The sequence below is a fragment of the Blautia sp. AM42-2 genome, from assembly GCF_003480245.1.
In the GTDB taxonomy this organism is placed as follows: domain Bacteria; phylum Bacillota; class Clostridia; order Lachnospirales; family Lachnospiraceae; genus Fusicatenibacter; species Fusicatenibacter saccharivorans.
This window is the reverse complement of record NZ_QUIM01000004.1, coordinates 209,158-221,492: the sequence shown is the minus strand read 5'-3', so window position 1 is coordinate 221,492 and position 12,335 is coordinate 209,158. Positions and strand designations below refer to the sequence as shown.

15 protein-coding genes are annotated in these 12,335 nt (G+C 39.4%); all 15 read right to left on the bottom strand.

All coding sequences use genetic code 11. The features are described from left to right. Positions 1–328 precede the first annotated feature (328 nt). The 15 genes from DW915_RS07490 to DW915_RS07410 all read right to left on the bottom strand — a co-directional run bounded on the left by DW915_RS07490 (position 329) and on the right by DW915_RS07410 (position 12,333). Positions 329–613 (bottom strand): topoisomerase C-terminal repeat-containing protein, encoded by a 285-nt coding sequence (locus DW915_RS07490; protein WP_002326770.1) that lies wholly within the window; start codon positions 611–613, stop codon positions 329–331. A 145-nt stretch (positions 614–758) separates the two neighbouring features. Beyond that, positions 759–1,496: a 23S rRNA (adenine(2058)-N(6))-methyltransferase Erm(B) gene (erm(B), locus tag DW915_RS07480; protein WP_008687088.1), complete on the bottom strand. Its 738-nt coding sequence runs from the start codon at positions 1,494–1,496 to the stop codon at positions 759–761. A 124-nt stretch (positions 1,497–1,620) separates the two neighbouring features. Beyond that, complete coding sequence (locus tag DW915_RS07475) at positions 1,621–1,704, bottom strand: 23S rRNA methyltransferase attenuation leader peptide (RefSeq protein WP_001814874.1); 84 nt, start codon at positions 1,702–1,704, stop codon at positions 1,621–1,623. Positions 1,705–1,724: 20 nt separating this feature from the next. Further along, the gene (locus DW915_RS07470; RefSeq protein ID WP_003060411.1) at positions 1,725–2,567 is read right to left on the bottom strand and encodes an FtsX-like permease family protein; all 843 of its coding nucleotides are present in this window, start codon (positions 2,565–2,567) and stop codon (positions 1,725–1,727) included. After that, positions 2,557–3,327, bottom strand: a complete 771-nt coding sequence (locus DW915_RS07465) for an ABC transporter ATP-binding protein (protein WP_003061398.1) — start codon at positions 3,325–3,327, stop codon at positions 2,557–2,559. Before DW915_RS07465 ends, DW915_RS07470 begins: the two co-directional genes overlap by 11 nt. A 166-nt stretch (positions 3,328–3,493) precedes the next feature. Continuing rightward, positions 3,494–3,724, bottom strand: coding sequence for a hypothetical protein (locus DW915_RS07455; RefSeq protein WP_003060191.1), 231 nt, complete (start codon positions 3,722–3,724; stop codon positions 3,494–3,496). 15 nt (positions 3,725–3,739) lie between these two features. Next, complete coding sequence (locus DW915_RS07450) at positions 3,740–4,069, bottom strand: DUF3784 domain-containing protein (protein WP_003061243.1); 330 nt, start codon at positions 4,067–4,069, stop codon at positions 3,740–3,742. A gap of 14 nt (positions 4,070–4,083) precedes the next feature. Continuing rightward, a complete protein-coding gene (locus DW915_RS07445; protein ID WP_007286202.1) occupies positions 4,084–4,293 on the bottom strand; it encodes a helix-turn-helix transcriptional regulator in 210 nt (69 codons plus the stop codon). A gap of 1 nt (position 4,294) precedes the next feature. Continuing rightward, on the bottom strand, positions 4,295–4,609 hold the full coding sequence (locus tag DW915_RS07440; RefSeq protein ID WP_003061887.1) for a DUF6442 family protein: 315 nt from the start codon (positions 4,607–4,609) through the stop codon (positions 4,295–4,297). A 144-nt stretch (positions 4,610–4,753) separates the two neighbouring features. Beyond that, entirely contained in the window at positions 4,754–5,665 is a 912-nt protein-coding gene (locus DW915_RS07435; RefSeq protein WP_003062215.1) for a conjugal transfer protein, read from the bottom strand. A 16-nt stretch (positions 5,666–5,681) separates the two neighbouring features. Further along, a complete protein-coding gene (locus DW915_RS07430) occupies positions 5,682–6,689 on the bottom strand; it encodes a bifunctional lytic transglycosylase/C40 family peptidase (RefSeq protein ID WP_003059774.1) in 1,008 nt (335 codons plus the stop codon). Then, on the bottom strand, positions 6,686–8,896 hold the full coding sequence (locus DW915_RS07425) for a CD3337/EF1877 family mobilome membrane protein (RefSeq protein WP_003060083.1): 2,211 nt from the start codon (positions 8,894–8,896) through the stop codon (positions 6,686–6,688). The genes DW915_RS07430 and DW915_RS07425 overlap by 4 nt, the downstream gene beginning before the upstream one ends. Continuing rightward, positions 8,896–11,346 carry an ATP-binding protein gene (locus DW915_RS07420; RefSeq protein WP_003060327.1) on the bottom strand — a complete coding sequence of 817 codons (2,451 nt, stop codon included), beginning with the start codon at positions 11,344–11,346 and terminating at the stop codon, positions 8,896–8,898. The genes DW915_RS07425 and DW915_RS07420 overlap by 1 nt, the downstream gene beginning before the upstream one ends. Next, positions 11,324–11,722 carry a conjugal transfer protein gene (locus DW915_RS07415; RefSeq protein ID WP_003061368.1) on the bottom strand — a complete coding sequence of 133 codons (399 nt, stop codon included), beginning with the start codon at positions 11,720–11,722 and terminating at the stop codon, positions 11,324–11,326. The genes DW915_RS07420 and DW915_RS07415 overlap by 23 nt, the downstream gene beginning before the upstream one ends. Before the next feature lie 107 nt (positions 11,723–11,829). Continuing rightward, positions 11,830–12,333, bottom strand: a complete 504-nt coding sequence (locus DW915_RS07410) for an antirestriction protein ArdA (RefSeq protein WP_002323345.1) — start codon at positions 12,331–12,333, stop codon at positions 11,830–11,832. Positions 12,334–12,335 lie beyond the last annotated feature (2 nt).

The following is a 12,335-nucleotide window of genomic DNA, read 5'->3' as shown; positions in this document are numbered from 1 at the left end:
TCAATAGTTTACATGCAACAGCCAGAAATTTCGATACACCCTCTTATTGGACGCTTACATTTGAAAAGTGTTTATCCCTCTTTCCGCACCATATAAGGACAGCTAGGTGTGATTTAATGACCTCTTTTGAAAAATTTTTTAAATTTTTTCGGGTATGAAAAAAGCCCGCACAAAACATATAGTCTGTACGAGCCTTTAAAGCTAAAACATAGTAATATTGTATCATTAAGAATCACAAATCACAAGTGATTTGTGATTAATCACTTGTGATTTGTGATAAGTGATTTGTGATTAATATATAAAAGCCCTCTTTAAAGGGCTTTTATGTTTATTTTGAAAAAGAGATAAAATCAATATATCCCTTTTCCCCAATTTTTACAACGGCATTGTAGGGCTTTTTCTCTTTGTTTTTGATTCCTTTTACCAGGGTTTCTTTTCCCTCCAGTAATTCTTTTACATTCGTTTTGGTTAGTTTTTTCTTTCTAAAATGTTCAGCTAAAGTAAACTTACATTCAGGATAATTTGAACAACCATAAAACGATTTTTTTAATACAATATTGTTGCCACACTTAGGACATTTTCCTACAAGGGGTCCCGAGCGCTTAGTGGGAATTTGTACCCCTTATCGATACAAATTCCCCGTAGGCGCTAGGGACCTCTTTAGCTTCTTGGAAGCTGTCAGTAGTATATCTAATAATTTATCTCCATTCCCTTTAGTAACGTGTAACTTTCCAAATTTAAAAAAGCGACTCATAGAATTATTTCCTCCCGTTAAATAATAGATAACTATTAAAAATAGACAATACTTGCTCATAAGTAATGGTACTTAAATTGTTTACTTTGGCGTGTTCCATTGCTTGATGAAACTGATTTTTAGTAAACAGTTGACGATATTCTCGATTGACCCATTTTGAAACAAAGTACGTATATAGCTTCCAATATTTATCTGGAACATCTGTGGTATGGCGGGTAAGTTTTATTAAGACACTGTTTACTTTTGGTTTAGGATGAAAGCATTCCGCTGGCAGCTTAAGCAATTGCTGAATCGAGACTTGAGTGTGCAAGAGCAACCCTAGTGTTCGGTGAATATCCAAGGTACGCTTGTAGAATCCTTCTTCAACAATCAGATAGATGTCAGACGCACGGCTTTCAAAAACCACTTTTTTAATAATTTGTGTGCTTAAATGGTAAGGAATATTCCCAACAATTTTATACCTCTGTTTGTTAGGGAATTGAAACTGTAGAATATCTTGGTGAATTAAAGTGACACGAGTATTCAGTTTTAATTTTTCTGACGATAAGTTGAATAGATGACTGTCTAATTCAATAGACGTTACCTGTTTACTTATTTTAGCCAGTTTCGTCGTTAAATGCCCTTTACCTGTTCCAATTTCGTAAACGGTATCGGTTTCTTTTAAATTCAATTGTTTTATTATTTGGTTGAGTACTTTTTCACTCGTTAAAAAGTTTTGAGAATATTTTATATTTTTGTTCATGTAATCACTCCTGAAGTGATTACATCTGTAAATAAATACAGAAGTTAAACGATTTGTTTGTAATTTTAGTTATCTGTTTAAAAAGTCATAAGATTAGTCACTGGTAGGAATTAATCTAACGTATTTATTTATCTGCGTAATCACTGTTTTTAGTCTGTTTCAAAACAGTAGATGTTTTATCTACATTACGCATTTGGAATACCAACATGACGAATCCCTCCTTCTTAATTACAAATTTTTAGCATCTAATTTAACTTCAATTCCTATTATACAAAATTTTAAGATAACAGTCAAGAACATATCTGCACAAGTTGTAGATATACCATAAATGCTGATAATCAACATGATTACGCTTACCATCAAATAAGTAAGTGTTTCTTGCTTATTAAAATTATCCATAGTACAACGTGAATTCCAGAGAAAAAGAGAAATCGCACCAAGAATAATACTTAAAACAAAAATGACATTTCTTTTTTTACTGTCACGGAACATTTTCTTTTCATTTTGTTTGTCAAAATAAAGAAAATCACGTATCGTCATTTTACTTATTCTTCTTAATAGATTAAGCAAAACCAAAACATAAATAGTTAAAAAATAAATTATCAATAGTCCAATAGAAACGAAATTCAAAGAAATAAAGAGAGTTTTTGGAATACCCAGTAAGTTTACAATTACTAACGACACAAACTGGCTGAATAAAAAGCCAATAGGAATAGCTAATACAAATGCTAAAATTCCCAACAGTATATTTTCAATTACAACTAAGTGGGCAATTTCTTTTTTCTTAATGCCAAGAAGCATATATGTTCCTAATTCTTTACTTCTTTTTTCAAACATAAATTTCGTTGTATAGTTGATCAAAAAGCATATCACAAAAATAATAAGAATATTTACAGCGAACAATGAATTCTTAAATGCATCCATACTGGAACATAACTTTACAATTTCATCAGAATTTGCCACCAAATTAAAAGCAAATATAAGAGAAAAGGATGCAGTAACGGTTATCAGATAAATCAAATAATCTTTAATATTTCTTTTTGTATTTCTATACGCTAACTTACCTAACATTTCCCACTTCACCTCCGAGCAAGGTTAATATATCCAGTATTTCATTGAAGAAATCTTTTCTGCTTTTTTCCCCTCTGAAAATTTCATTGAATATTTTACCGTCTTTCAAGAACAAAATACGTTCACAGAAAGACGCACTAAACGGGTCATGTGTTACCATTAAAATAGTAGCCTGCATTTTCTTGTTGATTTCAGACATTGTTTCCAGTAATAATCTGGAAGCTTTTGAGTCCAAAGCTCCCGTCGGTTCATCAGCTAAAATCAGTTTCGGTTCATTGATTAAGGCTCTAGCACAAGCACAACGCTGTTTTTGTCCGCCAGAAACTTCATAAGGAAATTTCGATAAAATATCACGAATACCCAATTTATCGGCGATAGCATGAACTCTTTTCTCAATATCAGTAGGGTTCTGTTTGTTGATAACCAATGATAAAGAAATGTTTTCTCCAATCGTTAAAGTATCTAAAAGGTTGAAATCTTGAAAAATGAACCCTAAATTTTCACGTCTGAAATCAGCAAAATCTTTATCCTTGATTTTGGTAATATCTTGATTATTGACTGTAATGTGTCCGCTGGTTACAGTATCAATCGTAGAGATACAGTTTAATAGGGTAGTCTTTCCAGAACCACTAGCTCCCATGATTGCGACAAATTCGCCCTTATCTACATACATAGAAATACCGTCTACTGCCTTTGTGATATTTCCAGAGTTACCCCCGTAGTATTTTTTTACTTGCTCTAAATTTAAAATGTGTTCCATTAAAAATCGCTCCTTTCTTCCTGCCACATTTATTTGTTTTGGAATACAATTAAATTATAGCAAGGGCAGTATTCAATTACACTTACAGTTTTGAAAGTAAACAGAGAGTAAAAGAGCCGTGATAATGCAGATCACAATTTTGTGAAGCATTTCCACGACCCTTTTATTATAATTTTGCCTTTGTCTTTTTCGTAATGATATAAATATATTCTTCTGGTGTAGGGCGTTTATTCCCAAAATACTTTTTGAAATTTGCCTGCACCTCTGGGTCGGTGCTATTCATAGCTTCATCAATCGTAGCTTCAATATCCGCCCGAACATCAGCCAATGATACACCGCCAGCTTTTGCACCAGCTTTCAATGCCTTTTTTATATCTCTTTTGTTCAGTCCTATCATATTCATACCTCAATTCTACTTTTTAAAGCTAATAAGTTTTCCATTGTATTTTACAATGATGAATATGATATAAAACACTCCTACAACAATCAAAATAAGACCTATGTAATAGCCTAATTCAGAATGAGAGATTAAATTGATAATCGGCATAACAAGAATACCAATACTAACCAGTAAAGTGCCTATTCCTATTTTTTTTGTAAACACCTTTTTATCTTTAGGGTCAAGTTGTGTATAATGATAACCATGTAATAAAGTAATATTCTCTTTTATACCTATTTGATAAGATGTAAAAAGTAAAAACAATCCTATAACTATTTCAACAATCAATTCCTCTAATTCCATAATCGTTCTCTCCTTTAATCAAAATAAAATAATTCTTCAAATTTTTTATCTAAAGCTATACAAAGCACTAATGCCAATTTTGCTGTTGGATTAAATTGTCCAGTTTCAATAGAACTAACTGTATTCCGAGAAACCCCGACTAGTTCAGCTAATTCTGTTTGTGATAATTTTTTTTCTTTTCGTACAGTTTTTAATCTGTTTCGCAAAATTAAATGTTCGTCCATTCTATAAACCTACCATTAAAAATTTATAAAAGTAATACCCCATAAATAGAAAAAAGAATAAAGCAATAACAAATTTGGATTTATTTTTTGAAATATGTGCTTCATAACCCATAGAGCCAAATGCCACAGACCCAATAATTGTCATTATGTCATAGTAAGGTTCTTTACAAACTGCTTTAATGAAAAGAATTAAAATGCAGATAAATAAAACAAACATTAAGCCAAAAGATTTCCCTTGAAGTTTAATATGTTTTTCGTATTCATCAAGATATAGATTCTCTTTTTTGTTTTGTGATAGTATTTTTTCTTTATCCATTATATAACGCTCCCTTCAAATAATACCAAGTACACTTGTCATTTATATTATAGCATTCGGTCATTACAAGTCAATATTTTTGCACAGTTTTCTTGTCGTTTTGTAAAAGCGTGCAAATCTGATAGGAAATGCACGCTATATCATTTATCCTACAATCTTCCAGTTACTATCCTTATGTAGCACAAGCTCATACTGCGATACCTGCGTCGCTTTTGTCTGATTATCAATGAATTTTACCGCAACCTTGACTTTCACATTGTCGCCGTCCTTTATAAAGATAGGGTTTACCAGTTCAGAATAAAGGTAGTCCCTGCCGATAGGTTCAATCACATTTCCCAATACATAGTAAGCAAGCTCTTTTTCCGTCGCTGTTGGGTACAGCTTAAAGAATGTTTCCAGAAAAGCGGTAGCGTCATTTACCGTATCAGCGTCCACGCTTGCGTCTGCTTCTGGTGTCTTAGGCTCATAGTCTGATTTTTCAACTGCTGGTGCAAGGGTAGGGTTTTGAACGATTACCATATCCCCGTCTGCGTCCACATAGACTTTTACAGTATAGGTTGCTTTCACATTGCTTGTCTGTTCTCCCTCTTTTATCTGCTGATCTACTTCGTAGGTAGCAGAAAAAGTGTCCGCTCCCGATTGCTCGATATGCCATACAATCACATCTGTAACCGTGGAGCTGGTCGGTATATCGGTTCTAATGGTGTCTACATTTAAGTCCTGCAATTCCTTTGTCAGATAACCGCTGATTGCCTGCGTCCTTGCTTCGATAGCTTCTTTGCTGTTATCCCATGTGTAATAGGACTTCGCAAAGTTTTTCACGAAATTTTCTATCCCGTTGGTGTCCTGCAAGCAAAGTTCAATGATTTCTTTTTCATGGGTGGTGTGCTGGTCGATAGCCGTAAAATTCTTATACACCCCAAAGCTCACGCTTGCGACAAGCACCACCCACAACGCAATCACGGTTTTCTTATGTGTGCCTACCTTGACAGTACGCACCTTTTTTTCTTTTGGTTCTTTGATAGTTTCTGTCTGTTTCTTATTCTTCTTAAACATATTTTTCAAGTCCTTTCTATTGTTTTACTCGTCCTGCACCGATTAAGTGCTGTTGCCAGTAACTACTACTTAGGTCTGCATATCCTATCGGGTCGCCTGCGTGGTACATCTGTGTCGGCGAAACAAGAATACCGACGTGTGTTACATACGAACCAGCGTTATAGGTGGAATGGAAAAACACCAAATCGCCTGCTTTTGCCTGCGAGAGTGGCAGATGTTGGGTTGCGTCATACTGTGCTTGTGCTGTTCTCGGTAAGGAGATACCAGCTTTTCCATAGCACCATTGCGTCAATCCCGAACAATCAAAGGAAGTATTCGGGTTACTGCCACCATACACATACTTCCAGCCTTGATATTTCAACGCTTCATTCATTACCTTTTGTGCCAGTTCTCCCGATACCTGCGGAACTGCTAAATACTGATTGACTACTTCCACATAGAACATATTTCCATAGCCATACCGCCAGCCCCCATTCTTAGCAACGGCTATCGGGTTGGTGTAGGTTACTTTCTTTCCACCCGATTTCTCACGGGCGAAGCTCTCTGCAAGATTAAAAGTGTGTTTTTTTCCTTTTCCTGCCACATATCCCACATAGCCACCGCCATAGTTATAAGACTGTATCGCTACATTCAAGTCGTCGATACCTTGATTTTTGCAGGAAGAAAGCAGGGACGCAAAATACTTACACCCCTGCTTGATTGAGCTTTCCGTATCTAAGGAATTAGGCGGTAAACCAAGACTTTCCGAACTCTGCATAACATCTTCTGCCGTACCGCCACTTTCTACTTGAATGATAGCAAGTAACACATTGACATACTCGGAGATACCGTTTTCTCTGGCGTATTTTTCTACCATAGGCTGATGTTTCAAGACTTCTGCGGATAGGTTCATACCCGTAATGCCAGAAGAAAAATTGCTGTTCTCGTCGTCGCTGTCCGCACTAATGAGGACGCCAAAGAAAAGCACCAGAGAAAAGAGGATAGGAAACAGACTGCCAATGATAGCGATATGTTTCAGTTTCATTTTTTCTTCTGTCCTTTCTTCGTTACAAGGTTACGGGTTTTCTCTATGGTCTGCTGGTTCTTCTGGACGCTCTGGGTCTGCTGAACCTTTATCCTGCGGTCTTTGGTGTCATTCTGGCGTGTTTCCTGCGATACCACTTTTTCTACATTCTGCCTATGTACTGTCTGTGTAGGCTGGGGTGCTTTCTTATCAGAAGCACCAGAAGATAACGGACGCTCTTTGATAACATTTGTCTTGACTGGCTCACTTGCTTTCGGAGTTGGAGCTGTGGCTGGGCGTTTGACTTCCTGCATTTTTTCAACACTCGGCTTTGGAATGGTTGAAGCTGTGACTGGTCGCTCATGGGGACGGGTAGCTCCCGTTGTCGCTGATCCGTCAGCCTTTCGCTGTACCTGCCTTGCTTCTTGTGCCTTTTGAAGCTCCATACGTTTGTCAGCGATATTTTTCTTACGCTGTTCCTGCTTTTCCAAGCGTCCCGTCTGTCTGGACTGCTGTTCCTGCACCATGCCACGCTTGAAGTCGGACACGCTGGACTTTGCCTTTTCCTTTGCGGAATACACCGCATAAGCGGTCTGTGTCGGCATATCCTTGATATTCTCTTTGACAGCGTTTGCCTTGTCTTTCACTTTATTTTTCGTATCTAAAACAGCACCGACTTTTGAACCTGCACGCTGTCCCATGCTGGAAGTGGTATTGCCCCGATTTTCTTTAGAAGCCGTATTTTTTCTTTCGGCTCTCTTGCCAGCAACGGCACTTCCAGCCACCGCACCAGCTACACCGCCCGAAATACCGCCAGCACTTACCGCCCTTGCAATACGGTGTTCCATACGCCTAGCCCGATGTCGCATAAACAGATACGGTCTGCGGAATATGCGTCGTCCCATGCTTTGACTGTCGCCAGCATTAAGTGAGAACATACTCATTAAGTCGCCCAGCTTCATGTAGATACCAGCGAAACATACTATCTGCAAGAACGCCACCATAAAGAATGGGTAGTCTGTGGAAATGTTGTAAAACATACTGGAAATACTAAATGCCACCGTTACAATGAGCGTTATTCCTGCCCGTGTCATTATGGTATTAAATACTCTCACGATTGCCTGCTTTGCCATGCTTTCATAGCTCGGTATCATGGAAAGTAAAAAACTGATAGGTAAAAACATTGCAAAGATAATAAAAAGTATCTGGCTGAACAACATCATGCCCGTAAGCAAGAATACAAATATCGTGATACCCAAGTTAAAGAACAAGAGGAAGAACACCATACCCAAACGGTTCACGACCTGCGGTATTGTCAGATTGTTATTGTCGTTGTCCTCGATTTCTGTTTTCACGACTTCCTCTCTGGTTTTCCCGTCCTCGTCCTCTGGACTTGCCGATACGAGAGCTTCTACACGGTCTGTCCCGATTTCTTCTGCGTTGCTGTTCCCGAATTGAAGCAAGAGCCACGGCTGTTCCACTTGAATAGAAAATAGGCTGTCCCGTATCAAGTCCACGCTGTCCTTACCCTCGCTGTCGGAGTTAGGGAGCATGATTTTTGTTCCCAAATCCAAAGAAGCGGTACTGATGTCTGATGAAAATTCATTTATCTTCTTGATATAGTCGGGAGCATAAGCAATAAATGAAGCGGACAGCACGAACACCACCACAAAGTTGATAACAGCGTGAAGTGCTTTGCTGGTTTCCCGTTTTATCAGTCCCGTATAAGCAACGTACATTCCCACCACTAAGATAATGAGAAGCAGGAAACCAACATAGAAGCCCGTAGAAGAAAAGCCGTTCTCGGTAACGCCTGCAAGGGTCTGTATGCTCTTTCCGATACTGTCTGCCATATCATTGATGAAGTCCAGCTTATAGGCTTCCTGCACCACATAGCCCGTTGCATTACTCAAATACAAACTGATAGTCCAGACAAAGTTGGTAATGCAGTACAGCCCGTATTGTACCGATTTTCCGATACCGTCGAGCCAGTTCCACGGAAGCCACGACCAGCTATTATCGACGAAAAAATCAAGCTGGTAGTTGGAAAGGGGATATTTTGAATAAAGATTTTCTGCGTTTATGGTATCGTCTACAAGCCCCGTCGCATGAGCCACCGTCCCCAAAAGTGAAAGCAGGATAAGGGAGAGTGCCACCACGAACAGAGCCATTTTGAGAAAGTGGAAAATCTTCTTTTTTGTGAACACACCTTTTATCCTTTCTTTCATCACTCCACCTCATTTCTCTGTACGGGCGGTCTGGTATCAAAGGCGTGTAGCAGTTCTTCAAAGACTGGGTGTATCTGCACCACACCGACACGCCCGTATAAGTCCTGCAATAAGCATTGTCCGTTCTCCAAATCACGCAAGCGTTTCTGGTTGTTCTCATCGTCCTTGTCGATACCGAAAAACTCTAAGGTCTGCTTTATCTCGTTTATATCCGTGCTTCTAAATGCAAACTTTAAGCCGATATTGTTTTTCAGACTTTCCTTTGACACGTCATAGGCAGACTGGGTAACGAAATAAACGCCTGCCTGCATAGCTCGCCCAGCACGAACCAGCTTATTTGATAAGGTTTCTCCTTGTGCCACATTTAAGAACGCCCACGCTTCGTCTAAATCGACAATCTTAAAAATGCTTCTGTCCGAATGGATAAAATCAAGGGCAAAGGTACTAATCACAATCAGCATAGACACAGACAACAATTCAATGGTCGTGTATTCTTCAAAAGTGGTATCTTTATCTGGCAGTACAAGGTCGGCTACTTGAATGATATTGAGCTGATTATCCAGACTGATAGCATTTTCTACCGTACCGTCTGAAAACAGCAGGTGTGCAAAGTCGTAGTCCGTGAAGCTGTCGATATGGTCTGCGATATTTCTTGATATGGGCGTATCTTCACGGCGTAGCTCGTCTATCACATGGAGCAAGCCCCGACTGTCGCTCTGGGTAACGGAGCGTACTGCCTTACGAAGTACGGGGAATTTTTCGCCGTCCCTTGAAGAAATACCCGTAAGGAATGTTAAGATGTCGATTGCCAGACTTTCAGCGTCTTTTACATTCTTCATAATCACAAACGGGTCAAGAAGCCCTGCATTGTCCTTATCGCTGGTAAGATTTACGATATTGATTTCATGTGCAATCTCTGGGAGCGTTTCTTTCCAGTTACCACGCTCACTTTTAGGGTCTAACAGAAGTGCTTGACCGCCAAACAGCACCGCATAATATACCAGAAGATTGTTACAGAACGATTTCCCACCGCCAAGCGAACCGACAAAAGCAGACGCTAAAGCGTTGGTAACTGTACCTTTTACACCTTGACTGGCAAGGGACGGTTGCAGGTACACATTTCTTCCCGTATCAACAGAATAGCCCATATAGATACCCGTAGTTTCTCCTAACTGCTGTGTCGCACCAAAGCCAAGCCCAGCTAAAAAATCTGATTTTACATACTGCACATAGTCATTGATATATCGCTTGCTGGCTGGTAAAAATTCAGAATGAAGCCCCAGCATATCCCCAGCAGGACGCACCAGCTTTACATTGAGGTCGTCGTAAAAGTCCTTGACTTCATCACAACGGCGTTTCAGCTCGTCAAGATCGGGTGCAGACACCCGTATGACGTAGCTTAACTTATACATACTTTCTTTTGTCTGGTCTAAATCAGTTTCCAGCTCGTCCACGCTGTCTAAAGCGTCCACCACATTTGAGCTGGTTTCACTTCCTGCTTGATAGGCGTGATTATCAAGGTCTTTCAGTTCCTTTTTCTTGTTGCGGACGGTCGTTAATGCTTTCCGATTTTCCACGATTTCTACATTCATGCTCGTATCAACGGGGAATGTGAATTGCTGTTGCTGGAAATAGAAGATTTCAGACGACGGAAAATCAAGCTCTCCTACAATCGCATTGACGGTAAAATAGGACACATAGCTTTCCTTGTCCTCATGTTCCAATCGTAAATACCGCTGGCTTTCCTCAATCACACACCTTGTCGGACGGATAAGGTCGTAGTATTTTATCAGCGTCTCTTTGTTCAATTTTTTCTTTGGTAGCTGGTACTCATAATCTTCATAAGCGATACCGTCCCTGCCGTAAAGATGTTCCATGAGATACCCAAAATCATGGATTTCCAAGCGACGCACCTTAAAGCGACGGGAGATTTTATTTTCCAGTAACTTTTCCATTTTTATGTAACGGTTGATTTCATCATTCGGCATGGAAACAAAATCATTCATCAGCGTGTGGTTCACTTCATGGAGAAATTCTGTGAACGTCAGCCACACCGATTTTTTGATGTTCTTCAGATTGAGCTGTTCTTCCGTAACCATGAGCTTAAAGCCAAGAAAAAAGCGGTAGTCCACTTGATTGTCCCCAATCATAGATACTAACGCTTCGGTCTGTTCGTCTATCTTCTGGCAGGCAACTTCCTTTAATTTTCCAGTTACCAGCTTCTTTGACTGTTCCTGCATACTGCGGATTGAGCTTTCTGTGGCAATCTGCAACGCATGAATTTTACCCTCACGGGACTGTGCGATAAGCTGTCGGAAACTGTCATGCACGATAAATTTCTGCTCTGCGGATAGAAAAGAATAGTTGTATGGTATCAGCTCATAGTAGGCGAACACCTCATTGTCCTTGTTCCAGACAAGGTTATTGTCAATATATTTTATCGGGAACATAGTTCACACTCCTTACTGCCGTGATTGTTTCATTCAATATCTGCTTATGCAGTTTTACGGCTTTTCCTGCATAAGTGATTTTTGGTCGCAGGGCATAGGTTATCTGTGATTTCAAAAAGCTGTACGGCTTCTTTCCGTCAAAGGTTTTCTGCGACATGAACCAAGTGAGAGCAACGGGAATACCAAAGTATTTGAGAAATGCTCCCTCAATCATGGAAAGTGGGGGAATATCCCCAAACAGAATGATGATAAATTCCGTAATCACAAACCATGTAATCTGTGTAAAAGTAACGGGAAAGGGTAAGTTAAAGTCATTGATTGCATACAAGACTTTTTCCACGTTCCAGATACCCGTGTAGCTTTTAATCTTTTTCAAGTTCTTTCAGCTCCTTTCAAAATAGAAAAGGACAGCCATTTTCAGACTGTCCCTTAAAGAGAAATACGCTGTCAGTAGCAACAATGCTTGTCGCTGATCTTCCAGCGTTAATATGGTATCTCGCACATACCTCGGCTTGTTTCAATAAAGCAACCGCCCATATCCAAATCTCGCCCGTAGGCTTCATAGTCAATGTAATTCTGTAAGCTGGGTGGAATGTCCCCAAGTGCCTGCAATTCGTCTATGTAGTAGTAGGCAACATCTGTCATGGTTTCACAGTCGGGATAATAGTAAATATCGTCCTTATGTTCCACGACTTCTTCCAGCGTCCCATAGTGGCTGATAAATTCGTCCAGACACTCTACAATATAGTCGGGAAGTTCCTCTATCATTTCATACATCTCATTGAGTTCTTCAATGGAAACATACTCGCCAATCGCAATGGGAAAGTTGTCGGTATCATGGATAGCGTATTCCTCATACTGTTCATTCAAGCCGATTTTTTCTTTCACATCTTCCTCGTCAATGGGGAACGTGAACCAAGCACCGACTAAATAGCCCTCATTGTATTTGCCAAGATTAGCAATATAAACCGCCATATCATCAATCATAA

Coding starts and splice junctions, on each gene's coding strand:
- DW915_RS07440 (WP_003061887.1), bottom strand. CDS start 4,609: ATGGATAAAGAAAAAATACTATCACAAAACAAAAAAGAGAATCTATAT.
- DW915_RS07430 (WP_003059774.1), bottom strand. CDS start 6,689: ATGAAACTGAAACATATCGCTATCATTGGCAGTCTGTTTCCTATCCTC.
- DW915_RS07410 (WP_002323345.1), bottom strand. CDS start 12,333: ATGATTGATGATATGGCGGTTTATATTGCTAATCTTGGCAAATACAAT.
- DW915_RS07475 (WP_001814874.1), bottom strand. CDS start 1,704: ATGTTGGTATTCCAAATGCGTAATGTAGATAAAACATCTACTGTTTTG.
- DW915_RS07465 (WP_003061398.1), bottom strand. CDS start 3,327: ATGGAACACATTTTAAATTTAGAGCAAGTAAAAAAATACTACGGGGGT.
- DW915_RS07425 (WP_003060083.1), bottom strand. CDS start 8,896: ATGAAAGAAAGGATAAAAGGTGTGTTCACAAAAAAGAAGATTTTCCAC.
- DW915_RS07435 (WP_003062215.1), bottom strand. CDS start 5,665: ATGTTTAAGAAGAATAAGAAACAGACAGAAACTATCAAAGAACCAAAA.
- DW915_RS07470 (WP_003060411.1), bottom strand. CDS start 2,567: ATGTTAGGTAAGTTAGCGTATAGAAATACAAAAAGAAATATTAAAGAT.
- DW915_RS07455 (WP_003060191.1), bottom strand. CDS start 3,724: ATGATAGGACTGAACAAAAGAGATATAAAAAAGGCATTGAAAGCTGGT.
- DW915_RS07420 (WP_003060327.1), bottom strand. CDS start 11,346: ATGTTCCCGATAAAATATATTGACAATAACCTTGTCTGGAACAAGGAC.
- DW915_RS07450 (WP_003061243.1), bottom strand. CDS start 4,069: ATGGAATTAGAGGAATTGATTGTTGAAATAGTTATAGGATTGTTTTTA.
- DW915_RS07445 (WP_007286202.1), bottom strand. CDS start 4,293: ATGGACGAACATTTAATTTTGCGAAACAGATTAAAAACTGTACGAAAA.